The organism is Myxococcus sp. SDU36, from assembly GCF_030168875.1.
Lineage (GTDB): Bacteria > Myxococcota > Myxococcia > Myxococcales > Myxococcaceae > Myxococcus > Myxococcus vastator.
In genome coordinates this window covers 3518243-3541326 of record NZ_CP077414.1, presented here as the reverse complement: position 1 = coordinate 3541326, position 23084 = coordinate 3518243, and the positions used below count along the sequence as shown (strand labels likewise).

At 66.4% G+C, this 23084-nt stretch carries 26 protein-coding genes; 23 read left to right on the top strand and 3 right to left on the bottom strand.

What is annotated here, in order from left to right:
• Positions 1 to 6: 6 nt before the first annotated feature.
• The 15 genes from KGD87_RS13770 to tnpC all read left to right on the top strand — a co-directional run bounded on the left by KGD87_RS13770 (position 7) and on the right by tnpC (position 15450).
• Positions 7 to 1353 carry a phage portal protein gene (locus KGD87_RS13770; RefSeq protein WP_284667883.1) on the top strand — a complete coding sequence of 449 codons (1347 nt, stop codon included), beginning with the start codon at positions 7 to 9 and terminating at the stop codon, positions 1351 to 1353.
• A gap of 35 nt (positions 1354 to 1388) precedes the next feature.
• Positions 1389 to 2201, top strand: a complete 813-nt coding sequence (locus KGD87_RS13765; RefSeq protein ID WP_284667882.1) for an HK97 family phage prohead protease — start codon at positions 1389 to 1391, stop codon at positions 2199 to 2201.
• Positions 2198 to 3286: a phage major capsid protein gene (locus KGD87_RS13760; protein WP_284667881.1), complete on the top strand. Its 1089-nt coding sequence runs from the start codon at positions 2198 to 2200 to the stop codon at positions 3284 to 3286. The genes KGD87_RS13765 and KGD87_RS13760 overlap by 4 nt, the downstream gene beginning before the upstream one ends.
• An 11-nt stretch (positions 3287 to 3297) precedes the next feature.
• Positions 3298 to 3711 (top strand): hypothetical protein, encoded by a 414-nt coding sequence (locus KGD87_RS13755; protein WP_284667880.1) that lies wholly within the window; start codon positions 3298 to 3300, stop codon positions 3709 to 3711.
• 90 nt (positions 3712 to 3801) lie between these two features.
• Positions 3802 to 4458, top strand: a complete 657-nt coding sequence (locus KGD87_RS13750; protein ID WP_284667879.1) for a head-tail connector protein — start codon at positions 3802 to 3804, stop codon at positions 4456 to 4458.
• Complete coding sequence (locus KGD87_RS13745; RefSeq protein WP_284667878.1) at positions 4458 to 4781, top strand: hypothetical protein; 324 nt, start codon at positions 4458 to 4460, stop codon at positions 4779 to 4781. Before KGD87_RS13750 ends, KGD87_RS13745 begins: the two co-directional genes overlap by 1 nt.
• Positions 4781 to 5200 (top strand): phage tail terminator protein, encoded by a 420-nt coding sequence (locus KGD87_RS13740; protein ID WP_163781399.1) that lies wholly within the window; start codon positions 4781 to 4783, stop codon positions 5198 to 5200. Before KGD87_RS13745 ends, KGD87_RS13740 begins: the two co-directional genes overlap by 1 nt.
• 36 nt (positions 5201 to 5236) lie before the next feature.
• Complete coding sequence (locus KGD87_RS13735; RefSeq protein ID WP_284667877.1) at positions 5237 to 5653, top strand: hypothetical protein; 417 nt, start codon at positions 5237 to 5239, stop codon at positions 5651 to 5653.
• Between the two features lie 50 nt (positions 5654 to 5703).
• Positions 5704 to 6090: a phage tail tube protein gene (locus tag KGD87_RS13730; RefSeq protein ID WP_240358161.1), complete on the top strand. Its 387-nt coding sequence runs from the start codon at positions 5704 to 5706 to the stop codon at positions 6088 to 6090.
• Positions 6090 to 6746, top strand: coding sequence for a hypothetical protein (locus KGD87_RS13725; protein ID WP_284667876.1), 657 nt, complete (start codon positions 6090 to 6092; stop codon positions 6744 to 6746). The genes KGD87_RS13730 and KGD87_RS13725 overlap by 1 nt, the downstream gene beginning before the upstream one ends.
• Positions 6747 to 6779: 33 nt before the next feature.
• On the top strand, positions 6780 to 7133 hold the full coding sequence (locus KGD87_RS13720; RefSeq protein WP_284667874.1) for a phage tail protein: 354 nt from the start codon (positions 6780 to 6782) through the stop codon (positions 7131 to 7133).
• Positions 7134 to 7354: 221 nt separating this feature from the next.
• On the top strand, positions 7355 to 9733 hold the full coding sequence (locus tag KGD87_RS13715; protein ID WP_284667873.1) for a phage tail family protein: 2379 nt from the start codon (positions 7355 to 7357) through the stop codon (positions 9731 to 9733).
• 1 nt (position 9734) lies between these two features.
• Positions 9735 to 10496: a hypothetical protein gene (locus KGD87_RS13710; RefSeq protein ID WP_284667872.1), complete on the top strand. Its 762-nt coding sequence runs from the start codon at positions 9735 to 9737 to the stop codon at positions 10494 to 10496.
• Between the two features lie 327 nt (positions 10497 to 10823).
• Positions 10824 to 13739 (top strand): hypothetical protein, encoded by a 2916-nt coding sequence (locus tag KGD87_RS13705; protein ID WP_284667871.1) that lies wholly within the window; start codon positions 10824 to 10826, stop codon positions 13737 to 13739.
• A 208-nt stretch (positions 13740 to 13947) separates the two neighbouring features.
• Positions 13948 to 15450, top strand: a complete 1503-nt coding sequence (gene tnpC, locus KGD87_RS13700; protein ID WP_284664471.1) for an IS66 family transposase — start codon at positions 13948 to 13950, stop codon at positions 15448 to 15450.
• Between the two features lie 12 nt (positions 15451 to 15462).
• On the opposite strand, the gene KGD87_RS13695 is transcribed toward tnpC, so the two are convergent.
• Entirely contained in the window at positions 15463 to 16635 is a 1173-nt protein-coding gene (locus KGD87_RS13695; protein ID WP_284667870.1) for a hypothetical protein, read from the bottom strand.
• A 262-nt stretch (positions 16636 to 16897) separates the two neighbouring features.
• On the opposite strand from KGD87_RS13695, the gene KGD87_RS13690 reads away from it, so the two are divergent.
• From KGD87_RS13690 to KGD87_RS13655, 8 genes are all read left to right on the top strand, one after another.
• Positions 16898 to 17158, top strand: coding sequence for a hypothetical protein (locus tag KGD87_RS13690; RefSeq protein ID WP_284667868.1), 261 nt, complete (start codon positions 16898 to 16900; stop codon positions 17156 to 17158).
• A complete protein-coding gene (locus KGD87_RS13685) occupies positions 17158 to 17691 on the top strand; it encodes a M15 family metallopeptidase (RefSeq protein WP_284667867.1) in 534 nt (177 codons plus the stop codon). Before KGD87_RS13690 ends, KGD87_RS13685 begins: the two co-directional genes overlap by 1 nt.
• 150 nt (positions 17692 to 17841) lie before the next feature.
• Positions 17842 to 18228, top strand: a complete 387-nt coding sequence (tnpA, locus tag KGD87_RS13680) for an IS66 family insertion sequence element accessory protein TnpA (protein WP_284662560.1) — start codon at positions 17842 to 17844, stop codon at positions 18226 to 18228.
• Positions 18229 to 18600 carry an IS66 family insertion sequence element accessory protein TnpB gene (gene tnpB, locus KGD87_RS13675; RefSeq protein ID WP_095959537.1) on the top strand — a complete coding sequence of 124 codons (372 nt, stop codon included), beginning with the start codon at positions 18229 to 18231 and terminating at the stop codon, positions 18598 to 18600.
• Positions 18601 to 18658: 58 nt separating this feature from the next.
• The gene (locus tag KGD87_RS13670) at positions 18659 to 19630 is read left to right on the top strand and encodes an IS66 family transposase (RefSeq protein ID WP_284663042.1); all 972 of its coding nucleotides are present in this window, start codon (positions 18659 to 18661) and stop codon (positions 19628 to 19630) included.
• An 11-nt stretch (positions 19631 to 19641) separates the two neighbouring features.
• On the top strand, positions 19642 to 20319 hold the full coding sequence (locus KGD87_RS13665) for an IS66 family transposase (protein ID WP_284663043.1): 678 nt from the start codon (positions 19642 to 19644) through the stop codon (positions 20317 to 20319).
• Between the two features lie 68 nt (positions 20320 to 20387).
• On the top strand, positions 20388 to 20669 hold the full coding sequence (locus KGD87_RS13660; protein WP_284662566.1) for a hypothetical protein: 282 nt from the start codon (positions 20388 to 20390) through the stop codon (positions 20667 to 20669).
• A gap of 60 nt (positions 20670 to 20729) precedes the next feature.
• On the top strand, positions 20730 to 21164 hold the full coding sequence (locus KGD87_RS13655; protein WP_350102535.1) for a hypothetical protein: 435 nt from the start codon (positions 20730 to 20732) through the stop codon (positions 21162 to 21164).
• A gap of 304 nt (positions 21165 to 21468) precedes the next feature.
• Here KGD87_RS13655 and KGD87_RS13650 read toward each other — a convergent pair whose 3' ends face one another.
• Positions 21469 to 22245, bottom strand: coding sequence for an IS66 family transposase (locus KGD87_RS13650; RefSeq protein WP_284664239.1), 777 nt, complete (start codon positions 22243 to 22245; stop codon positions 21469 to 21471).
• An 11-nt stretch (positions 22246 to 22256) separates the two neighbouring features.
• Entirely contained in the window at positions 22257 to 23081 is an 825-nt protein-coding gene (locus KGD87_RS13645; RefSeq protein WP_284665547.1) for an IS66 family transposase, read from the bottom strand.
• Between the last annotated feature and the right edge of the window lie 3 nt (positions 23082 to 23084).

The following is a 23084-nucleotide window of genomic DNA, read 5'->3' as shown; positions in this document are numbered from 1 at the left end:
TTCTCCATGGGGATGTTGGACAGGGTGCGCGCCGCGTTTCGCGGGGGCAGCAAGCGCAAGGGAACGGGGCTGGAGCTGAGCCGTTGGGCTTCGGCCCCGCCGCGTCGCGAGGTGCCTGCGCTGCTCGCGGCCTACGCCGAGATGCCGTGGCTCGGCACAATCGTCGACACGGTGGGCGATGCCTTCGCGGATGTGACGTGGCGGGCCTTCACGCGGCAGGACCCCACGACGCGGAAGACGCTCGTCGACGTGTCGTTGCGGCGGGCTTGTGGGGATGTGCGCCGGGAGCGGTTGAAGTCGCTCGTCGAGGTGGGGGGCGCGGTGGAGCTGCCCGACCACCCGCTGCTGCGACTGCTGGCGGACCCGAACGACTACATGACGGGCCGCGACTTCGCGAAGCTCTTCTGCCTTCACTACGACTTGACTGGCGAGTTCTTCGCCGTCGTCGAAGAGCTGGCGGGCGTTCCGGTGGGACTGTGGCCGGTGCCGCCCGACTGCGTCCTCGCGCTTCCGGACTTGAGCAAGCCGAAGTCGGAGCGCACTTACACGGTGGCCGCTGGCGGGCGGACATTCCTCCTGCCCGCGTCGAGCGTCATCTACGTGAAGCGCTTGAATCCGGCTGACCCGCTCGGCCGTGGCATCGGCATCGCCTACGCCCTGGGCGACGAAGTCGACACCGACGAGCACGCGGCGCGCTTCACGAAGAATGCCTTCTTCAACAACATGCTCCCGGGGGCCGTCATCGCGATTGAGGGCTTCAACGAGTCGCAGGCCGGGCCCGCGAGGGCCTTCAAAGAGTCGCTCGCGCGGGAGTACGGGGGCCCCGCCAACGCAGGCCGGGTGATGATTACGAGCGGCCGGACGACGTTTGCCCGACTCGACACGCCCTTCCGCGACATGCAGCTCGTCGACCTGCGCCGCTTCCTCATGGACTTCGTGCGGATGGTGTACCGGGTGCCCCCGGAGATTGTGGGCGACGTGACGAGCAGCAACAAGGCGACGAGCTACGCGGCGCGCGAGCACCTTGCCGAGCAGGCGACGAAGCCGCGCGCCGAAGTCTTCCTGGCGTCGATGCAGAAGCACCTGGCGCCCCGCTTCGAAGACGAAGTGCTTCTCTCCTACGACTCGCCTGTTCCGGCCGACCGGGAGCACCGGCTGCGGATTATGGGCTTGCTCCCGAGCGCCTTCACCTTCGACGAGTGGCGAGCCGAAGCGGGATTCAAGCCGCACGCGGAGCGCCAGGGCTTCGCCGAGCTGCTTCCCGGCCAGAAGCCCAACGAGCCGGGCCAGACGCCGACGCCCGTCGAGGGCAGCTCGGCGGAAGCGAATGCCGAGGCGAAGAAGGACGGTTGAGCCACTCGCGGAAGTCGCACGCATTTACCGGGTGCATGCCTGGAACCATTACACGCTCCCTGCGGCTGAGCGCCGTCCGAAAGGACGCGGCGACGTTGAGCGCCGTCGAGTCCATTGGCGGACGGCGCGTCTTCAAGTTCAAAGCGAGTGACGGCGACTTCGACCGCTACTCGGACCGGCTGAACGTCAAGGGCTGGCGGGTGGACGGCTACAACGCGAATGGCGTCGTCCTCTACAACCACGACGACGGGGCGAGCGCCTCGTTGACGGGCGCCGAGCCGCAGTTGCCGATTGGCAAGGGGCGCGTCTACGTCGAGGGCGACGCCCTGATGGTGGACATCGAGTTCGACGACGAAGACGAGTTCGCGAAGAAGGTCGAACGCAAGGTTTCAAAGGGCATCCTGAATGCCGTCTCCGTCCGCTACCTCATGCTCCCTGGCCAGTACCGGCAGAACGAGCGGGGCGGGTACGACTGCGACGCGCAGGAACTGCTCGAAATCTCTGTCGTGACGATTCCGGGGAACGCGCGGGCCGTGCGCTCGAAGTCCCTGGACGAAGGTGCCGATGACCTCGTTGAGCGGGTTGCCAAGCGCGTTGTCGAACTGCTCGACGCACGGGCCGAAGCGAAGTCGACCGACGAAGAGGCAGTCGAGGACGAGCAGAAGAGCGAGCCCGACGAAGAAGACGTCGAGGACGAATCGAAGTCGGCGGACGAGGAAGACGTCGAGGGCGAGCAGAAGAGCGAGCCCGACGAGGATGAAGACGAGACGAAGGGTTTCAACGCCGCCGACGCCGCGAAGAGCTTCGTCGAGGCATTCAAGGGCTACATCCGAGGAGTGAAGGAATGACTCGCGAGCAAATCGCACAGATGGTGAAGGCGCTCGGCCCCGAGGTCGCGCGAGAGCTGATGGACGCCGCCGCTCGAAGTGCCCCGGGCCTGGCTGAGCCGGGCAACGCGCCGCGCGGGACTGGCGTCTACGCGAGCGCGGAGAGTTTCGGTGCCTTCGCGAAGAGCGTCATCGCGGCCGGACGCCGCACCGGAGCTGCCGAACTGGTCGACGCCGCGAAGCGCTTCGGCAACGCCGATGTCCAGAAGGCCGTTCAGCTCAGCAAGTTCGACTCGGCGGGTGTGCTGGTGCCGATTCAGCAGAGCGGCGAGGTGATTGAATTCCTCCGGCCCGACGCGGCGATGCTCAAGCTGGGCGTGCGCACGCAGACGTTCAAGGGCGAGCTGCACATGGGCAAGCAAACCGGAACGTCCGTCTTCAAGTGGGTGGGCGAAGGCGAGACGGTGCCGAAGAGCGCGCCGAAGTACGGGAAGATTGTCCTCAAGGCCCACAAGGGCATGGTGCTGACCGACATCAGCAACGACTTGCTGCGCACGCCGGGCGTGGGTGACGCGGGCGTCGGTGAGGACATCCGGGCGACGGTGGCCGATGGCCTGGACGACGCGGGCTTCAACGGGGACGGGACGGGGGCCGCGCCGAAGGGGCTCTTCGCTCAGCTCGACGCCGCGCACACCTTCGCTTCCACGGGGACGACGCCAGCGGCCTACCTGGCCGACATCGACAAGGCCGTCGAACTGCCGCTGACGGCGCATGTCCGCATGGGCAACGCCGCGTGGGTGCTTCACCCGACGCGGGCGACCGCGCTGCTTCAGCTCCAGAACTCCGGGGTGTGGGTGTTCCGTCAGGAGATGCTCGATAGGGGGACGATTCGCGGATTCCCCTTCGTCATGACGACGCGCGTTCCGGTGTCGCGCATCACCTTCTCGGCGGACTGGCGCCAGTTCATCTACGGCATCGACGAAGACCTCATCCTGTCGGAACACGACGTTCGCGCCGAGTACGACGAGACGACGGTTCGCGCCATCGTGAAGGGCGACTTCAAGGTCCGCCAGCCGAAGGCGTTCAGCTCCATCACCTACACCTGAGAGGCCCCACCATGAACGCCAATTCCACCGACGCGGGCGTGCTCGTCGGCATTCGCCCCGGGACTGTGCCCGCCGCCGTGAGCGCGGGAACGCGGAACAGTGCCGCTGTCGACCGCTTCAGCTTCGACTCGTGCGTGCTGACGGCTTCCACGGGGGCAGCCACGGGAGGCCCTACGGCGCTGTCGCTGGCTGCGAAGCTCCAGGACAGCGCCGATGGCGAGAACGGTTGGACGGACCTGCCCGATGCCGCAGTCGTCCCCCTCACGGCCCCCAACGCGGTGGCCCGGGTCAACGTCCGGCTCCCAACGGCGCAGCGCTACCTTCGGGTCGTCGAGACGGTGACCCTCACGGGAGGTACGTCCCCCACGCTCGGCGCGTCCAGCCTGATTGTTCTGTGCGGGCCGGACGAGATTCCAGCCACGTAGCGCCGCGCCACGACGCGTTCAGCGGGCCGGGGCTCCCTTTCTCCTGGGGGCCCCGGCTTCGTCGTTCCTATGCCCTCCTGAGCCCCTTCCATGGCCCGCCCGATTGACCTATGCCTTGCCTCCACCGTGGCCGCCGACCTGGGCGTGCCTTCCGACTCGCACGTCGAGCGCTGCGTCACTGCCGCCAGCAGTGCAATCGCGAGGCTGTGCGGCAGGGCCTTCGAGCGGGCCACGGTGACGGAGTACCCGGACAGCTACGGGCGCCCCTACGTCCTCCTGAGCCGCCCGCCGCTCGTCGAAGTCGTCCAGGTGAGGGAAGGGGGCGAACTGCTCGATGCCGCAGCCTACACCCTTGCCGGGGACCTCGCTGCGGGGGGCCTCCTCTACCGCCTCGCTGGACTCTGGCCGGTGACGGCGCGTGTCGGCGGGCTCGTCACCCTGACGGCCGAACTGCACCAGGGGCGCCCCGATGCGCTGGCTGTGACGTACACGGGCGGCTACGTGACGCCGGGGCAAGTGGCCCTCGATGCGTCCCAGGGCCCCGTTACCCTGCCCGCCGAAGTCGAAGAGGCAGCCATCCTCGAAGCCTGCGCGCTCTACCGGGGCCGGGGCCGGGATGCGGACGTGTCGAGCGAGAGTCTCGGGGATTGGTCCGTGAGCTACCGGGAGCGGAGCGCGGGCCAGCGGCTTGCGAGTCCCCGCGCCGAACTGCTCGTCGCCCCTCACGTCCTGTGGCGGGCGAGTTGATGAGCGGGCCCGCTTCTCTCTTCCGCCAGCGAGTGAGCTACGCCGAAGTCATCGGCCGGGACGCCTGGGGGACTCCTCTGCTGGGGCCCATCCAGGATGCTCCCGCGCGTATCCAGCCGAGTCGAAAGCTGATTCGCGACGCCAACGGCGCCGAGTTCGTCGCTTCATTCGTCGTCTACACCGAAGCCCCCGTCACCCTGCGCCACCGGCTTTGGTTCAAGGGCGACGACATCACCGACTTCAACCACGCCCGCCGCCCTGCCGCCGTTGACGAGCACGTCGACGGGGCGGGCGTCCTGCGCTACCGAAAGGTGTGGCTCTAATGGCCCGCGACACTGCTGCCGACCTCTCGACGATTCTCGCCGCTGGGGGCCTCGGGCTGAGCGCCGGGGCCAACCTGTTTCTCGGCCCGACGCTCGAAGACGACGACGCAACGGTGCCGGACGTTGCGTGCTTCGTGCTGCAAACCGGAGGGGAGCCGCCGCAGAGCTACATCGGCGGGGGCCGCAAGACGTTCCGAACTGTCACCTGTCAGGTCCGCGTGCGCTCGGCGCGTGAGAGCTTCCGGGAGGGACAGGCGCTCGCGCTCGCGGCCCTCGACGTGCTGCACCTCGTGAATGCCGCGTCCTATGTGCTGATTGAGGTGGACGAAGGCAGCCCCAACTACATCGGCACCGACGGAAGTGACCGACACTGGTGGACCTTCACCGTGAATGTCTCCTTCGTCGACCTGGGCGCGTGAGCCACGGAGAGAAAGCGCACGCATTTACCGGGGGCAATGCCACTCAAAGTTGCTCTTGATTTCAGGCTGCTCGACAAGCTGCGGAAGGTAGAGCGGCCCGTACTCGCCGACGTGGCGCCCTTGACTCGCGAACACGCGTCAACGGTGCTCCAGGCGAGTCGTGCCCTGGTGCCTGTGGGCGCTCGGGACACGGACGGCAAACCGCCGCTGAGTACGTCCGGGTTTGTCGACGGCCCGGAGCTGAACGACGCGAAGGCGAGCGTCAGCGCGACGGCTGGGTATGCCCACGACGCAGCGGGCGCCATCCACGAAGGGTTTCACTGGGGCGAGCAGCGTTTCGCCACGCCGGTCCACTTCCTGCGCAAGCCCGCCCGACGGGGGCGCGCGAAGTTCCGCAAAACGGTTGCCGCCCAGATTCTTGCCACGCTTTCGCGACTCTTTCCGAGTCGGTAGGGAAACTACCAATGGCGACCCCTGTTGCTGCTCACCTCGACAGTGTTTCGGTGCGCTCAGACGCGAATGCCACGCAGGCCGCTGACCGTGTCGACGGCCTGACGGATGCGTCGCTTAGCGAGACGGGCGACTTCGTCGAGACGAATTACCTCGGCGGCTCGGGCTACAAGTCCCGCGTCCAGACGCTGAAGGACACGAGCGCTGACCTGTCGGGACACTTCATGGAAGGCGACGCGCCGCAGTCCGTGCTGCGTGACGCGCGCGATGACGGGAGCACCGTCTACGTGACGTTCATCTTCGACCCCAGCGCATCGGCCGGCTCCAAGGGCAAGCGCATCCCGATGGTCGTCAACAGCTACGACGAGAAGCTGACCCCGGGTGGTGTCGTGGAGTTCACCTGCAAGCTCTTGGGCAACGGCGCCCCGGTGGCCGTCTGATGGCCGTCATCGCCGCGCATGTCGGCTCGCTGTCCGTCGCGGGCGAGCCCTCCGAGTTCCTCGAAGCCGAAGCCGTGCCCGCGTCCGACTTCACGGGGACCGAGTTCCGAATCGCGGACCCGGCGCTTCGGCGGCTCAGCCCGGGGGGGCCCGTCTTCGTCGAGGTTTCCCCCAGCGGGGATGGGGACTCCTGGACGCTTGCCGAAGCCTTCGTCGATCCGCTCTTCGGCGACGTGTACCTCGCCAGCGCCCCAGGCCCGTCGGCCCTGGTGCGCGTCTCGGGCTACGCGTTGCCCGTCCATCCGCTCGCCCTGGTGCGCTCCGTCTCCCTCACCGTGACGAACGACGTCGTCGAGCTGCAAGTCATGGGGGACGGCTACAAGCGCCGTTCGGTGTCGCTCCGGGACTTCTCGGGGGAGCTGACGGGGCTGGCCCTCTCCGAGCTCGAGGTTGCGGCGCTGGCCGACGGGACGCCGCTGCTCATCGAGGTGGGCAAGGCAGCCGGGGGCCAAGTCTTCCGCGCGTGGGTCAAGGTGCCCGAGCTGGCCCACAAGCTGACGCCCGGGGCCCTCTACGAGCACACCGTGAAGTTCCTCGGCTTCGCCTTCCAGTCGCAGGACGGCGCCGTTTTCGCCTGGGGCTACGGCACGCCCTGAGTCACCCACGTTTCACACCCCAAAGGAGAGTCCATGTCGAACAAGCACAAGCTGCTCGCGAAGAATCGTCGCGTCCTGAAGTCGGTGGAGATGGACGGCGTCAAGGTGAACATCATCAAGCCGACGATGGGGGACAGGCTACGGCTGATTGAGCAGGCCCGCGAAGCCGGGGAGATGACGGAGAAGAACGAGCCGACGGGGGACAGGGCCGGGGCGCGGATGCTGGGGCGCATCGCCGTCTGCGTGCTGCACGACGCGGAGACGGGCCGCCCGATGTTCTCCGTCAACGACATCGACGAGCTACTCGACGAGTCGTGGCTTGAGGACTTGGCGGCGGACCTGACGGGCGTCTTCAACGTGAGCGAAGAGAAGATGCGGGGAAAATAGACAGCGACCCCGAAGCGAGCCTGCTCTACGGGGTTGCCTCTCTCCTGAAACTGCCGCCCGAAGCAGTCCGTGAAATGCCTTACGAGGATGTCGTCGGGCTCGTCGCCTATGCGCGAAGAGAGGCTGACGAACTCGAAAGGCGCTCGTCCAACCAACAGGCCCCAGGCGTGTCGCAGCCGGGCCAGCAGTCCGTTCGACGTTTGCGCAAGAGGTGATTCGTCATGGCTGGCGGTGGTTTGAAAGTTGGCGACTTGTATGTCGTCGTCACGGCCGCCGTTGGCGAGTTCTCCAAGTCCATGCGACGGGTTGTCGCGGACGTTGCTCAGACGGCCGACAAAGTCGAGAAGCTCGGGAAGAAGATTGGCGCAATCGGCGGACTCTTCAGCGTGGGCCTGTATGGCGCGCTTGCCGCCGTGGCTGAGTTCGATAGCGGCGTCACCGAGCGGCTCGACAGAATCAAGCTCATCTTCACCAACGTCTTCGCTGAAATCGGCGAAGCCATCCTTCCGCACATTGAGAGACTCTCCGAAGTCCTCGAACATGCGCTCGGGTGGTTCCAGCGGCTTGAGCCGTCGGTGAAGCAGTCCGTCGGGACGATGCTGGTGTGGGGGACTGCGGCGGCGCTCGCGGGTGGCGCGCTGGGGACTGCCGCTGGCGTCGTTAAGAGCACTGCCGAAATTGTGGGTACGGTTGTCGTCCCTGCGCTGGACGGTGCGGGAAAGGCCGTCGTGCGCTTCTCCGGATTCGTCCGTGGGGAGACGCCCGTTGTTGAAGGCAACCTGAAGAAAGTCGCGAAGGGGGCTGAGCAGGTCGACGCGGGCTTTGCTGCGGCCTTCCGCAATGCCGCCGCGCGTATCCTCGTGGTGGCGGCGCCTCTGGCGGCTGTCGCGCTCGCCGTTGCAGGCGTAGTGCTTCTGGCGGGCACGCTTTACAAGGCGTGGAACGACGCGAGCACCGGCATGCGCGATGCCCTCGTTTCGGCCTGGAGGGGCGTCACCGAGGTTGCTGGGCGCGCGGTGGCCTTCTTCCGGGCGACCTTCGCTGGGCTTGCCGATGTCGTAGGTGCTTGGGCTCGCGGGCAGCTCGAAACGTTCGCCTTCGTGGTGCGCAACCTGGCACGCATGGCGGCGCCTCTGGCCCGCGCGCTCAACCTCGACGGTGTCGCGGCCTCGCTCGAAGGGTTGAAGGACCTGAACGGCGACGCGCTGCTCGGCGGGCTGAAGGGCTTCGCCGACGGCGCACTCGGCAAGTTGAAGGACGGCTTCGCTTCCGTTTGGGCGGACGTCTCCTATGGCGCGGGCTACGCCTTCGATGGCGTGAAGCTGCTCGGCGGTGACGCTGCGGCGTTCCTCCGTGAGAAGTTCGGCGGCGTCTTCGACGACATGCTCGGCGGGCCGAAGGGCAAGCTGCGCACGCCGTCCGCTGGGCCGGAAATCGAAGCGGGCCGCGTCCAGATTGGGAACTTCAACGCGAAGGAGTTCCTGACGAGCGTCGGCAACGTCGCGGCCGTCATCGAACAGGTCGCCCGGAAGAAGGCGAAGGAACTCGCGGACGCGCTGGCCAGGGCCGTTGACGAAGCGAAGCGCACCCTCACGAGCCGCTTCACGCAGGCCCTGGGGGGGCTCTACGAGCTGTTCGAGCGCTTCGAGCAGGGGATGCTGGTGGGGGGCGTGTGGGGCGGCGTCATCGCCGTTGTCGCCGAGCTGCTCGCGCAAAGCTCGACGTTCGCCTCGCTGATTCAGATGGCGGCGGGCTTCATCCAGTTCGTTGCCGATGCCATCGGCCGCGTGCTGGCCCCCGTGCTGCCGCTCCTCGCGTCCGCCTTCAACATGGTGGCGCCGTTGCTCGATGCGATTGTGCCGGTGCTCGAAATGCTGCTCGCGCCGCTCCAGGCGATTGCCCCGGTGCTGGAGGTGCTCGGCACGCTCTTTCAGGGGCTCGCCCCGCTTGTCAGCGTGTTGGGGCAGATTCTCGTCGCGCTGACGCAGCCGCTGGCGCTGCTCGCGGGCCCCATCATGAAGGCGTTCTTCGCCGTCGTGCGCGTCGTGGCGATGGGCATCCTCTACGTCGTGAAGGGCGTCGGGACGGTGTGGAACGGCATCATCGGCTTCATTGCCGGTGTCTTCCGCGCACTCAGCAAGATTCCGCTTGTCGGTGGCGCCTTCGAGAAGATGGCGCGCGGGCTCGACAGCATGAAAGTCCCCATGGACCAGGTCGACGGGGCGTTGAACACGCTGCGCGATACGACTTACGAGTCGGCCGCCGCGAACTCTGCCGCCGCTGTCGCTCAGTGGGCGAACGCCAGCGCCACGAAGAAGGCGACCGAGGCGCTCACCAACGTCCCCTCCGGATTCAAGGTGGCCCTCGCGCGCTTCAACGCGCAGGACCCGGTTACAGGACAGCCGCAGGGTGTGCATGGCGCGTCGCCCGTCGCGTCGAGCCCGGCTGTCCCGGTGAGCGGCGGCAACGTGAGCGTGGGGCAGATTGTGATTCAGGCCGCGAATGACCCGGCCGAGACTGTGCGGCAGCTCTACATCGAGATGAAGCGCGAAGCGGGCAGGCGTCGCGGCAATGGCGAGTGGCTGAATGGGAGGTATTGAGATGCCCTTCCTGAGCTTGAATGGCATCACCGTGCCCGTTGTCGAGGGACGGCGCAGGCAGGTGAACATCGGCATCGACTCGCGCTCGTTCAGCGGCGTCTACCGGCTCGGGCGCCGCGCGACGCGCCAGGAGTGGGAGTTCAAGACGGGGCCTCTATCATCCGTCGAGGCGCTGGCCTTGCGCGGGCTGATTGCCGGGGACGGCCATGCACTCGCTTTCGACGGCGACACCTTCACGAGCCGGGGCCTTGCCTCATCGATTGCGACGGGGGGCCTCTTCCAAGATGCCCGCTTCGGGGGCGGCTTCGAGCTTCCCATTGGGGTGTCTTGCGGCTGGGCGATGCAGCTCGGGCCCCGCTGGACGACGCTGCACCACCTCTTCGACGCGACGGGGGCTGTCTGGCTCCAGGTCATCAACCGGAGCGATGGGGCGCGTTGGATTCAGGGGACGCCTGCGGCGAGTGCGGGCGGGCTGGTTGTCTCGGGTGGCGCCCTCTCTCTGACGGGGGCGCTCAACCTGCGGCGCTTCGACGACGTCGTCGGCCTGCCCCTCATCGCCCCGGACGCGTGGATTCCGGAAGTGGCCGCGTGGCACTCGGCTCGCGCGTGGAGCGCGTTGCCGTACCTGACGGCGGGCGGGGACTTCGCCGTCGGCGAGACGAAGGTGCTTGGCGAAGTGCGGGACGGCGAGTTCGTCGAATTCATCCACCAGGGCACGCGCGTCATCGGCGAGCGGCTCGAATTCACCTTGCGAGAGGTTTAGGAATCCATGCGCAGCATGTCGTCTCAGGGGTTGGCGGCGCTCACGAGCCCGGCCGGACACGCTTCCCATGTTCGGGTGAAGGTGCTCGACGACGCGGGGACATGGCGGAACTTGAGCCAGCTTGAAGGCCGCGACTTTCTCAACGCTGTTGAGGTGGACGAGGACGTTGACCAGCCGGTGTCGGCCGCGACGGTGACGCTCAAGCGGCAAATTGAACTTTTCAGCGTGGCCCCGCTCCGGGCCGACTCGAAGCTGAACGCCACAAGCGGGCAGCTCATTCGGCCTGGGCGCGAGTTCACCGTCGATGCTGCGGTTTCGCCCCTCGGCATGGCGCCCAGTGAGGGGGAGTGGCGCGCGCTGTTTCATGGCGACATCGACGAAGTCGACTTCGCTGGCGAGCAGCTCGTCTTCCGGGGACGTGACTTGGGCGGGCGGCTCCAGGACACCTTCATCGAGGCTGAGCGGGCCTACGGGGACGACGCCCAGGGCGTTGCCGTCGAGGCGGTGATGCAGGCCATTCTGACGGACAACGGGACGGGCGTGGTGCTCCATACCCCAGTGTCCCCAGGGTGGAGGCTTCGTCAGTACGCGCAGAAGAAGGCGAGCGTCCTCGACGCCGTTCGCGACCTGGCTCAGCAGATTGGCTGGGAGGCGCGCTATCGCTGGCGCGAGTCGAGCGGGACCTTCGCCTTGACGTTCACCGAGCCCAGCCGGACGAATCCGCCGCTCGCGTGGACCTTCGGCCCGGACGACTACCGCGACGTCGCGAAGCTTGTGGTGAGCAGGACGGACGTCCGGAACAAGGTGGAGGTCGTCTATGCGGACGCGGGCGACTTGGACGTCACCGGGCAGGCCAAGACGAAGAGTGTCGTCGTCGAGGACGTCGCGAGCCAGGACGCCTACGGCGTGCGCTACATGCAAGTCGCCGAGGGCGCTTCGAGCAACATCAACAGCGAGGTTGAAGCGCGGAGGATGGCGGATGCGGCCCTGTCCGACTTGTGCGAGCCGCTCGCCGACCAGGAAATCGACGTCGACTTCTTCCTGCCGGTGGAGCTGGGCGACGTCTACCGGTTCCTCCCCAACGGCGTTCACTACTCGGACGCGCAGAACCTGGCAGTCACCGGGTTTCGCCACGTCTTCTCGGCAGAGGGGGATGCGCGCACTACCCTGACAACGCGCGGGAAGCCCTCCTTCGGCATCTCCATGTGGCTGGAGATGGACACGCGCCCCGGCCTGGGCGAGCCCGCGCACACGTCCCCGCCGCTCGTGCCTCTCAGCATCACCGTGACGGCGGTGGTGAATGGCTTCTCGCTGTCCCTCACCCCGGCTTCAAGTGGCCCGGCTGCTGCGGGGTACGAGCTGCACGTTTCGACGTCCAGCGGCTTCACGCCGAGCAGCTCCACGCTGCGTGGGACGTTCGACACGACGGTATTCGGCGTGGCTGACTTGATGCCGGGGGTGACTTACTTCGTGCGCGTGGTGCCCCGGGACAGCTTCGGCAACCGGGGGGACCCCTCGCCCCAAATCGCCGTCACGCCGAAGCAGCTCGAGGGCGCGTCGCTGAGCGACTCCGCCGTCGGCTTCCAGCACCTGCTGTACCCGCCGACCGACAACCTCATCCCGAATGGCTACAACGAAGCGGGCCTGCGCGCGCTGGGGAAGACGCCCGACGGTGACAGGCTCGCCGAGGACCCCGTCAACGCGCGGGTGGGCCGCTGGGTGCGCCGGGTGGAACTGACGGATTCGGGGGCGTGGCCGGGCCTGAGCTGGACGGGCGGCTATGGCTCAGAGGTTCCAGGCGGGCGGCTCAAGTGCTCCCCTGGGGACGAGTTCTTCGCCGAGGTTTACGTCAAGGCGTCTTCGGCCACGATAGGGGGCATGGGCAGCCTTCATTTGCTGTGGGAGGACGGAAGCGGCGTCTACGCGGGGCAGGGTACGAGCGTCTTTCTGGGGCAGGTGGGGACGTCCTACCAACGCGTCACGGTGAAGGGGATGTGCCCGGCCGGTTGCACGGGGGTTCAACTCTTCTGGGAAACCCAGGTGGCAGCGGCGGACGTGGGCAAGCGGCTCTACTTCGATGCCGTCTCCATGCGGAAGATGATTACCTTCGACTTGCTCGCGGCGAACACGCTGAAGACGTCCAACTACGCGGAGGACGGCAGCGGCATCCCCACGGCCGGGGCGAAGCTCGACAACGTCGGGACGACGCTCAAGGTGGCCTCGAACAACGTCCAGGTGGGGCGCTACTACCTGAGCGATGGCTTCTTCCGTTCCGTGCAGGCCCTCGCCGACACGGGAAGCCGCATCTACTACCGAGGCAACAACGAGGGCGTTCCGAACATCGACCGGCTGAACATCCAGGTGCTTGAGGGCTACGCGATTGCCGGGGCGGCTGGTGGCGCGGCGAACTTCACCTGGGCGCACTACCATGCCGTCATCCAGCCGCAGGCGGTGAGCGACAACCTGGATGCGCTGCGCTTCATGGAGGTGGGGTTCTACTGGGCATATAGCGACAGCAACGCGCCCCAGTGGCTCTATGGGACGTCGGTGCCGCTGGCGGACCGCAAGTATCAGAATGGCGCGGTCGACGGCGACGCCAGCAACGCGACGAGCGCGGGCTTTACCTTCATGTATGGCGACAGGTTCAACCGGCTGCGGGACTCGCTTTCGAACAAGCTGCTCTACTTGAAGGTGCGGCTTCACAACGCGAGCGGCTACAGCGCCGAGCGGTGGTTCTTCCCTCCGAGCAGCTACAACGTCAACATGGTGCGCAGTGCGACGGGGCCCGCGTCAACGCCGACGGGCGGCGGTGGAGGTGGCGGCGGTACGCACGGAACCTGTGTCGCGCCGTGGGCGCCGGTGTTGCTCGGCGATGGTTCGGAAGTGCCTGCCGAAATGCTCCGACCTGGGATGCGAGTGCTCACCATGCACGAGCACGAGAGAGACGGCGGCATCTTCGAGGTGACGCACGTCAGCAGGCATCAGGCGGCGCGCTGCACGCTCACCATGACGGATGGGCGGGTGCTCGTCGTGACGCCGGATCATCGCTGGCGGACGTTTGAGCGCGGCTGGACGCGCACCGACGCGCTACATCCCGGAGAGACGATTGATGGTGTCGCTCCGGGGCGTGTTGCTTACGTGGACTCAAAGGACTTCGGCGACGTGATGAAGATTACGGTGCGCTTCGCGAAGACCTACGTCGTGAACGGGTTGCTGGCTCATAATCTCAAGCCTCGCGATTAGGGCTGTCAGCGCGCATATGCATGAATTGGCATGATGGGGTGATGGTGCCTGCGGCTGAGTGGTTTTTATGTAACGTCTTTCCCGGTCCTGATGATGAGTTGCTGTAACCGTTCACCGGCTGGTGCCTGCTTGAAGAGACATCGGGGCAGCGGACGGTGGGCGGGACGGCGCTCGACGGTGTTGGCCGCGGCGTGACACACCGCCACTCGTGGCGGAACTCGACCCCCGGGACGCGCGGATTGCGAAGCTGGAGGCGCTGCTGGAAGCGGCGCTGGGGCGCATCGCGCACCTGGAGGAGGAGAATCGGCGGTTGCGCGAGGAGAACCGGCAGCTGCGCGAGGAGAACCGGCAGCTGCGCGAGGAGAACCGGCAGTTGAAGGAGCGGCTGAATCTCAATTCGAGCAACTCCTCGAAGCCCCCCTCCGCGGACGCCCCCGGCACGCCGCGCCCGCTGAAGAAGCCCACGGGCCGCCGCCCCGGTGGTCAGCCAGGGCACAAGAAACATGAGCGAAGTCTCCTGCCGCCCGAAGCCGTGCAGCACGTCGTCGAGTTGGTGCCCAAGGAGTGCCAAGGCTGCGGGCACCGGTTGGAGGGCAGAGACTGCGAGCCGCGCCGCCACCAGGTAGTGGAAGTGCCGCCGTTGTCGGCCGTCGTCACCGAGTACCGCAGCCACGCCCTGGAGTGCCGCGCGTGCGGCACGCTGACGCGCCAGCCGGTGCCGGCGCACGCCCGCAGCGCTTTCGGAGACAGGCTGGGGGCGCTGGCCAGTCTGCTGGTAGGCAAGTACCGGCTGTCCAAACGACTGGTGAAGGATGCCCTCTCGGACATGGTAGGCGTGGACTTGTCGGTGGGCAGCGTGGTGAATCTCGAAGGGGAGATGACGGACGCATTGGCCCCAGCGGTGGCCGAGGCCCTCGCATATGTGCAGGCGGCCGACGAGGCCCACGCGGACGAGACGGGATGGGTGGAGGGGCGCAAGGATGGCCGGGGCCATCGTGCCTGGTTGTGGGTGGTCGCCACGGCCTTGGTGGTGGTGTTCCACATCGCGCGGAGTCGTGGCGGCAAGGTGGCCCAAGCCCTGCTGGGGGAGGGCTTCCTGGGCTTCCTCACCACGGACAGGTGGGCCGGGTATGACTGGTATGACAAGGGCCTGCGCCAACTCTGCTGGAGCCATTTAACGCGCGACTTTCAAGGCTTCATCGACCGCGGAGGCGAAGGCTGCCGCATTGGCGAGCGGTTGATGCGCGAGCGCCACCGCTTCTTCAAGTGGTGGCACCGGGTGCGCGATGGGACGCTGGCTCGAGAAGACTTCGAGCAGCGGATGAAGAAGGTACGACGCACGGTGGGCCGACTGCTGCGTGAGGCCGAGGTACGCGCGGAGAAGAAGACGGCGGGCATGGCACGAGAAATCCTCAAACTGGAGGAGTGCCTCTGGACCTTTGTCGACGTGCCCGACATCGAGCCGACGAACAACTTCGGCGAGCAGTGCATCCGCCACGCCGTCATGTACCGCAAGACGTCATTCGGGACGCAAGGCCCCGAGGGCAGCTGCTTCGTCGAGCGCATCTTCACCGCCGTCACCACGCTCAAACTGCAAGAGCGGGGCGTACTGGACTTCCTCACGGACACGCTGCGCACGCACCGCCGGAGCCTGCCGCCTCCCTCGCTGCTTCCCCTTGCGGAAGTCCCTCAGCCCGCGCACGCAGCATGAGTCGGTGAACGGTTACAAGAGGATCTGCACCTCTTTCTGAAGAGTCTCTTCCTGCCCAGTGTATGGAACGAATCGTGAGATCTCACCTTCTTTGTTGTGAACAAGTGCGTTTCGGATTGAGTAAATGCGTGACGCGATATTTGGCAGTATTGCGGTGTCGCTGGTGTCGACCTGCATTGGGGTGTTGAAGATGGTCTTTTTCTCGGTGAAATGCGGAGAGTTGTCTGCTTCGTAGGTCTCAATCCACTGGCGTAGTTCGGATTTGTCGAAATATGCGGCGAGAACATACTTTAAGGCTGAAAGCTCGTCGAGTCGCGTGTCGAACTGTCGAATGGCTTTGGCGAGGTCTCGGAGCTTCTGGGTTTTAGTGTGCGAGAAGTCTGGCGCAACGAGATGTGTTTTCATTTTCTTGTGTAGGGCACTCTCCGATGCGGAAGTGTAGAAGTATTCAAGTATTTTATAGAGTGCCAAATAGCCCAGGAAAAGACTGTCGCTTGCAAGGGCTAGATTGTAGTAGCCGACGAGTTCGGTGTTGTATGTGCGCAACGGAAATTGTGCCTTTTCGGCTTCTTTTCGAATGATCCAATGACGAGAACGAGTCCATGTTTTGAGGAATGAGATTGATATGCCGTGAGTGTATGCGAAATTGAATGTCGCCGCCTCTGCGAGTTCGTGTAGCCGGGAGGGGTCGTTTCCTAGCAATGTGGTCGGCGATGTGTTTACTTTGATTGTGTGTATCAAGAGAAGGTCTCTGAGTCCTATTTTTTCGGCTGGTGCTGATCTTGAGGATGAGAACTCTGAAAGCGCTGAGAGTCGAAGGTCCTTGTTGATTTTGTCGGTGTCGGTTGTCGACAGGCAGAATATTGTGGATGGCTTGCTGATTTCGATTCTTATTGTTCCGGTTGGGTTTTCGAGTGTGAGGGCGTTTTCGGCGCGATAGATGTTGTAGTATGGGGATCCTTCGAATTGGATGGCGTGTTCGTAGTGTCCTGGTGAGAATATTTGTGTTTCCGTTGTCTTCTTGAGACTGGTCCTTTGTTTGAAGTAGGTGTCGATTTCGTCACCCGTGACGGTGTAGTCGCGATGCCGGTGTTTGAAGGAGAATGTTGACCCCTCAGACTGGGTGATGATGATGCCTCTACGTAGGCCGCGCAGAACTTCCTTTGTTTGCTCGAGGGTTGCCATATTGTGTGGGTGTTGTTGAGTTTGGAGTTGTGCTGTTTTGGTGTCTTGGGCTGAGGGGGCGGTTCTTTGAGAGATTAAATTCTGAGCGGCAGGAGTCGGATCTCCATTGGGGGATGTACCTTAGGATGGATTGTAGCGCGTTAGGAACTCGTCTGTGCGTAGCCCTGTCCTCTGCTGAGTGGGCCACTTCCAGAACTCGCACGCATTTACCGGGGGCACCCTTTGACCCGGTGGCGCTGTGACCGCAGAAGAGACTCAGTCCGTGCAGCTCGTAGTCGGCTCCCTGCTTGGAACGGCGGGCGTCGGCGTCCTCACCTGGGCCGCGAAGTCCCTGGTCGGGGAGATTCGCGCCCTCGTTGAGAAGGTCGCTCGGCAGGACGAGCGCATCAACGCCGTGGCCGTGGAATTGGGCGCGCTGCGTCGGTGGCGCGACGAGTTCATCCGAGGGCTTCCGGCTCAGGTTCAGCAGATTGTCGAACTGGAGCTGCTTCGCATGACCCAATCGGGCGGGCGGGGCTCCTGATGACCCATGCGAACTTCGAGCGGGTCGCTCTTGACCGCGTCTATCCCCCGTTCGTCGCGGTGGCCCTGGATGTCATCGCGCGCTGTGCGGCCCGGGGCGTTCGCTACGTCGCGACGCATGGCTTCCGGGACCTGACGGAACAGGCCGAGCTGCGTCGGTTGTACTTGGCGGGCAAGGGCGGCAAGGCGGCCCCTGCTGGCTTGTCCGCGCACAACTACGGGCTCGCCTTCGACTTCGTCTGTGACGCGAGCCCGCGACCTGGCGTACAGCCGGATTGGCGCGAGTCGGCTTACCGCGTGCTGGGTGAGGAATCCGCGAAGGCGGGCCTCGTCTGGGGCGGCAGGTTCGGTGACTCCCCCCATGTGCAGTGGCCGGGCTACGTGAGCGCGCTTCAGCTCACGCCGCTTCGTACCCTGGTCCAACAGAGTTCCCTCGACGACGTGTGGGCTCGCCTCGATGCCGAGCGCCTGTCGCCGAAGTGGCGTGCAGCAAACCCGAAGCTCGCGGCCGAACTGGAACGGCTGGGCTTCTAACCCGGAGGCAACATGGTTGACGCTGGTGTGGTCGGGCCGAACCCCGAGCAGTTCGAGGAGTTCGCGCGTGTCCCTCCGCCAGAGCGCACCGGGTGGGCGGCTGCGCTCCGCCAGGAGGTATGCTGAGGCTGGCCGCGGAGGTAGCGAGCCATGCACGGACTCAGGACGACGAAGAAGCGGGGCGGTTGGCGGCAGTGGACGCCTGACGAGGCACGCAGGGAGTTGGCGGCGTTGCAGAGGAGCGGGTTGCCGCTGGCCACGTACGCGCGGCAGCGCGGCGTCTCGGACCAGCGACTGCGCTGGTGGCGGGAGCGCCTCGGGGAGTGGGAGGAGGCGGCGCCCGTTAACGGCCCAGCGCGGTGGGTACCGGCCGTGCTGAGGGGGATGAGCGCTGCGCCGACGCTGCCCGCGGAAGGGAGTGCCGCGGTGGTGGTGAGGCTGCCGGGCGGCTGTGTGCTGGAGTTGTTGGACGCGGCCGCAATCCCCCCTGCCTGGGTCGCAGAGTTGGTGGGTGCGCTGGCTGCGGGGGGCGGGTAGATGCTGCTCTTGCCCCGGGCGGTGAAGGTGTACGTGGCGATGGCGCCGTGCAACCTGCGGCGCAGCTTCGATGGCTTGAGCAACGAAGTCCGCGAGGTGCTGGCCAAGGACCCACTGAGCGGCCACGTCTTCGTCTTCCTCAACCGCCGGAAGAACCAGGTGAAGCTTCTGCTGTGGACGCGCGGCGGCTTCACCCTCGTACACAAGCGCCTCGAGCGTGGCACCTTCACCTTTCCGAGCCAGGTGGCCCTGGGCGCCACCAGCATTGAACTCGACGTGCATGAGTTGGCGATGCTGCTCGAGGGCATCGACGTGCAGCGCGCGCGGACGTCGCAGCGCTGGGAGCCCCCGGGGCACTTGCGCTCGGCCTGAAGAAAATCTCCTTCGAGGGTGTGGCGCGGGCACGGCGGCTGGTTACCTTTCCCGCGCCTTGCCAGGTACCGCGCCCACCTCCGAGACGACGAAGAAGCCGCGCCGAGGCCCGGTGCTGGAGGTGCTCAAAGCGCTCCTCGCCGAGGGCCGCACCGAAGAGGTGGTGGCGTTGGTGGCCAGGCTGGTGTCGAGAAACTCGGAGCTGGAGCGGCTGCTTCAGGACGCCAAGACGAAGGGCAAGAAGAGCGAGGGCGTGTCCACCACGCAGCTGAAGCTGCTCCTGGGCGGACTGCCGGCGAACTCCGATGGTGACGTGGCGGAAGTGGATGCAAGACTTCGCCGCTCGTCCGGCATTGACGAGGAGCCTCCGCAAAAGGAACAAGCGCGGCCGAAGCGGACGCGTCCCGCCCGCCGCCCCATTCCGACGAATCTGCGCCGGGTGGAGAACGTCATCCCGGTGCCTGCACAGCAGCGTCCGTGCCCTCGGTGCGGCGAGGTGCGGAAGTGCGTCGGGCACGAGGTGACGGAGGTCATCGACCTGATTCCGGCGGAGGTCATCGTCCGGCAGGACAAGCGGGAGAAGCTCGCGTGCCACCTGTGCGAGGCGGAGGTGGTCCGCGCCCCGCTGGGCGAGAAGGTGGTGAGCGGCGGGAGGATGGGCGCCAGGCTGGTGGCCCAGCTTCTCGTGGAGAAGTACTACGACGGGCTGCCGCTGAGCCGGCAGGTGGAGCGCTTTGAGCGGCTGGGACTCGAGGTGGCCCTCTCCACCCTCGCCGACCAGGTGGCCTGGGCAACCGAGGCGCTCCGGCCCGTGTGGCGCGCGGCCATGTCCAAGGTACTGGGCGCCACGGTGATGCACCTGGATGCGACGTCGCTGCCGGTGCTGGACTCGAAGAATGCGAAGGGCATTCGCCTGGGCGCCATCTGGGGCTATGTGGGCGCCGACGTGAAAGACTGCGGCACGCAGCACACCGCGCTGTGTCTGTACAACTCGACGGGCAAGCGGGAGGGCCAGCGCGAGGGGAGATAGGCCCCGCGCAGATGCTGGCGATGCGAGTGGGCCTCACGGTGGCCGATGCGGCCGGCCTCTTCGACGCGTCCTTCAAGCGGGCGGGCCTGCTGGAATGTGGCTGCAACACGCACGCGAGGCGCTACTTCCGGAAGGCCCTGGACGGCGGCGACAAGCGAGCCGCGCTGCCGCTGGCGGCCTTCAAGCGACTCTTCGCCATCGAGCGAAGGCTCCAGGCCTGTACCATTGACGAGCGGCGGCGAGGGCGGCAGGAGCGCAGCAAACCCGTCTACGACGACCTCATTGCCTGGGCGATTGCCCACCAACCCAATGAGCCGCCCTCCTCCCCGCTGGGCCGGGCCATCCGGTACTTGCTCAACCACCAACAGGCGTTGCGACGCTACCTCGAAGACGGCGTCATCCCCATCGACAACACCGTCGTGGAGCGCCTGCACATCCGCACCGCGCTGACGAGGAAGAACTTCCTCTTCGCCGGCAGTGACGCAGGTGGCGAACGCGCCGCCATTGCGTACACCCTCCTGGGGTGCTGCAAGCTGGCTGAGGTAGACCCCGTCGCATACCTGGCGGACGTCCTGCCCCGGCTGGCCACCAAGAAGCTGTGCCTCCGCGACATGCCCGCGCTGCTGCCCGCGGAATGGAAGCGCTCGCATCCCGAAGCCGTGCGCGGCAAGGCGGCAGCCGCGCGCTGAGCGCCAGGGGCGCCTCGCGCCTCGCAGGCAGGCGTGGCCCTCTCGTATGGTCCTCGGCGGAGGACGGCATGCCGAAGAACCAGAGGAAGCTCCGCATCTACATCTCCGCCGACGCGCTCGCGCTGCTCAAGCACCTCGACTACCCATGCTCCGAGGAAGTGCTCGCCTCGGCGAAGCGAGTCGAAGGGCTCGAAGACGAGGGCTTGGACTACGAATTGAGCGGCACCCGTGATGACTTCGAGAGCCTCGCCGGCTGGGTTGCCGGTGATGCAAACCACGCCGACCGCCGCCAGAAGCGGAAGCTGGCCTTGCTGCTGGCCCTCTCGGACGCGCTCGAGTCGGTGCTCTGACGACTGACGACGCGCCGCTGGCGGCCCGCCCAACACTCTCTCCGCTCAGACTTCAAGGGCCTGCCGGGTGCGCTCGGGCGGAGGGACACGTTCGCGCGCCTTCTTCTCGATGCCGTGACGAGCCGGAACTACGCGCTGCTCGCCGCCCTGGTGGTGGTGGTGCTCGTCTACCTGCTGCGGCGATTCGGTGGCGGGTTCATCCCGTTCTTCAATACCGACAGGGGCGGCGCCGTCCTCGTGCTGGGTGTCTCCCTGGCGGGGGCGGTAGCGAATGCCCTCGTGGCCGGGGTGCCGTTCTCACTGGCGCTGTTGCTGACGGCCCTGCAAGTCGGCCTGACGGCCGCTGGTGGCTTCACCATCATCAAGCGGATTCTGTTCGGGAGCGCCGCCATTGCCCGCGCTGAGCTGGCGGGGGCTCTTGCCGCAGGCCAGGTCGCGGAGAAGGCCGCAGCGATTGCTGTCCTGGAGCAGCTCGACTCTCGGGGCGGCAAGTGAAGCTCGGCGCGCTCGTGCTGGCCTTGCTGCTCGCCGTTCCCGCGTCGGGCTCGGAGGTCATCAGCGTCGAGCGCGCTCAGCTCTTCCCGGATGGGGGTATGGCAGCCGTCGAGGTGGAGGGCGGCTGCTGGCTGTCGGAGAGCCGCTGCATTGTGTCCCTTCGGCAAGCGTGCGTGAGCGTGCCGGCGGGGGCCAGTAGAATGGGGGCAGGCGCGGAGCGCTGCTGCGCCTGCGTTGAGGGTCACCCGGACGCGCGGATTTCTGGGCATGGGCGGCCCGGCGTTCGCGACAGGGGCTGGGTGAGTCAGGTCCCGGACGGCGGCGCATCCGCCGCGGCCAGTGCCTGCTGGTAGTTCCAGGGCATCCACTCGTCCGGGGCTTGCGCCAGCGCCTCCGGGTGGCGAAGCAGCGCCACCAGGTAGTTGAAGGGGTTGCCCTCGCACAACTCCACGGTGTGGATGAGACTCATGAAGACGTCTCCCACGTGAGCGCCATTCAGCGTCTGGTAGAAGAGGGCATTCTTGCGGTGAAGAATGACTTTCTTCAGGGCCCGCTCGCATACGTTGTTGTCCAGTGGGGCACCCTCCTCGCGCAGGAAGAGGGTCAGCTCCTCCCAGTGCTTGCGCAGGTAGGCAATGGCCTGGCCCAACCCGGAGTTGGGCTCCACCTTGCGCTGGGTGACTTGCTCCTCCAGCCACGCCTTGAGTGCGTCCAGGACGGGGCGGCTTTCTCGCTGGTGCCTCGCCAGCCGCTGCGCGGGCGTCAGGCCCTCTTTCCGAGCGACGGCGTCCACCCGGTACACCTCCCGGAGGGCCTCCAGCACGCGCGTGCATTCCTCCGGGAAGTCGGCGGCCACGTCGACGAAGCCCCGCCGCGCATGCGTCAGGCAGTTGGCCCACAGCGTGGCGAACTCCCCGGGCACATTCGCCGTCTGCGCGTCGCTCATCTGAATGGGCGTTGAGAGTTCAGCGGCGCGCTGCTGAAGGACGTCCGCGAGATTTTCTCCGGCGTGCTGGCGTCCGGTGAAGAAGAGGGCAATGGGGTGCTCCTGGCCCACGGCGAGCAGGCCCGAGGTGTGCACGCCGGTGCGCTTCAGCGGGGCCCCGCGGCGGCCGCCTGCACCTGCTCCCGCGTCAGCGCCAGCACCTTCATGACGGTGTCGTCATTGTGGAGCACCGGAGCCTGGGCCGCCTGGTTGACAAGCGCGTCGAAGGCGGGCTGAAGCTTGCTGGCGGCGGCCTCGACGAGCTCCCATTGGGTGGCGGCCGGAAGGGGAATCCCCAGGCCTGCTTGGAGTTTCTCAATGCGGTGGAAGGGCAGCCCGCAGCCGTACTTGAGAAGCCCCGTCATGGCCACGGCCGTCTCGTCGTACTTCTCCTCGCCCACGCCCTCGGGCGCCTGGGCGGTGTACACCTCTCCGCACAGGTTGCAGCGCAGCCTCTCGCACTCCCACACGGTGGCCACCAGCGGGGCCATGCCCTTCACCCGCACCCGCTTGGACGGCTCCTGCAGCGGGTACACCTTGCCCTTCAAGCAGCCCTGGCACACCTCCCCACCGTGCAGCGAGGCGTGCGCCACCTTCTCCCGGCTGGCGCCCGTGTAGGCCGCCGCCGCGGTGCGTCCGTGCCCCGGGGCGGGGGCCTTCTTTTCCTCCTGGTGCTGGACGCGCCCAGCCGGCTGTCCCGCCTTGCGCAGCACCGCGTCCGTCTTCTCGGTGGGCGCGCCGAAGAGAAGCCTGCGCAGCCGCTCGAGACTCGTCCCCTTCGCCTGCAACTCCGCCGTGACGAAGGCCAGCGTGTCCATGGCGGCCTTCAGCTTCACGTAGTCGTCCTGGCTGAGTGCCCCGCGCGTCCGCTCGACAATGACTGCCAACTCCGCCGGATTCACCTCCAGCCGCTGGCGCTGCTTCTTGCCCATGCC

Bases quoted from the DNA above. Each gene is read 5' to 3' on its own strand.
- KGD87_RS13770 (WP_284667883.1), top strand. From the start codon at position 7: ATGGGGATGTTGGACAGGGTGCGCGCCGCGTTTCGCGGGGGCAGCAAG.
- KGD87_RS13765 (WP_284667882.1), top strand. From the start codon at position 1,389: ATGCCTGGAACCATTACACGCTCCCTGCGGCTGAGCGCCGTCCGAAAG.
- KGD87_RS13760 (WP_284667881.1), top strand. From the start codon at position 2,198: ATGACTCGCGAGCAAATCGCACAGATGGTGAAGGCGCTCGGCCCCGAG.
- KGD87_RS13755 (WP_284667880.1), top strand. From the start codon at position 3,298: ATGAACGCCAATTCCACCGACGCGGGCGTGCTCGTCGGCATTCGCCCC.
- KGD87_RS13750 (WP_284667879.1), top strand. From the start codon at position 3,802: ATGGCCCGCCCGATTGACCTATGCCTTGCCTCCACCGTGGCCGCCGAC.
- KGD87_RS13745 (WP_284667878.1), top strand. From the start codon at position 4,458: ATGAGCGGGCCCGCTTCTCTCTTCCGCCAGCGAGTGAGCTACGCCGAA.
- KGD87_RS13740 (WP_163781399.1), top strand. From the start codon at position 4,781: ATGGCCCGCGACACTGCTGCCGACCTCTCGACGATTCTCGCCGCTGGG.
- KGD87_RS13735 (WP_284667877.1), top strand. From the start codon at position 5,237: ATGCCACTCAAAGTTGCTCTTGATTTCAGGCTGCTCGACAAGCTGCGG.
- KGD87_RS13725 (WP_284667876.1), top strand. From the start codon at position 6,090: ATGGCCGTCATCGCCGCGCATGTCGGCTCGCTGTCCGTCGCGGGCGAG.
- KGD87_RS13720 (WP_284667874.1), top strand. From the start codon at position 6,780: ATGTCGAACAAGCACAAGCTGCTCGCGAAGAATCGTCGCGTCCTGAAG.
- KGD87_RS13715 (WP_284667873.1), top strand. From the start codon at position 7,355: ATGGCTGGCGGTGGTTTGAAAGTTGGCGACTTGTATGTCGTCGTCACG.
- KGD87_RS13710 (WP_284667872.1), top strand. From the start codon at position 9,735: ATGCCCTTCCTGAGCTTGAATGGCATCACCGTGCCCGTTGTCGAGGGA.
- KGD87_RS13705 (WP_284667871.1), top strand. From the start codon at position 10,824: ATGGCGCCCAGTGAGGGGGAGTGGCGCGCGCTGTTTCATGGCGACATC.
- KGD87_RS13695 (WP_284667870.1), bottom strand. From the start codon at position 16,635: ATGGCAACCCTCGAGCAAACAAAGGAAGTTCTGCGCGGCCTACGTAGA.
- KGD87_RS13685 (WP_284667867.1), top strand. From the start codon at position 17,158: ATGACCCATGCGAACTTCGAGCGGGTCGCTCTTGACCGCGTCTATCCC.
- tnpA (WP_284662560.1), top strand. From the start codon at position 17,842: ATGCACGGACTCAGGACGACGAAGAAGCGGGGCGGTTGGCGGCAGTGG.
- tnpB (WP_095959537.1), top strand. From the start codon at position 18,229: ATGCTGCTCTTGCCCCGGGCGGTGAAGGTGTACGTGGCGATGGCGCCG.
- KGD87_RS13665 (WP_284663043.1), top strand. From the start codon at position 19,642: ATGCTGGCGATGCGAGTGGGCCTCACGGTGGCCGATGCGGCCGGCCTC.
- KGD87_RS13660 (WP_284662566.1), top strand. From the start codon at position 20,388: ATGCCGAAGAACCAGAGGAAGCTCCGCATCTACATCTCCGCCGACGCG.
- KGD87_RS13645 (WP_284665547.1), bottom strand. From the start codon at position 23,081: ATGGGCAAGAAGCAGCGCCAGCGGCTGGAGGTGAATCCGGCGGAGTTG.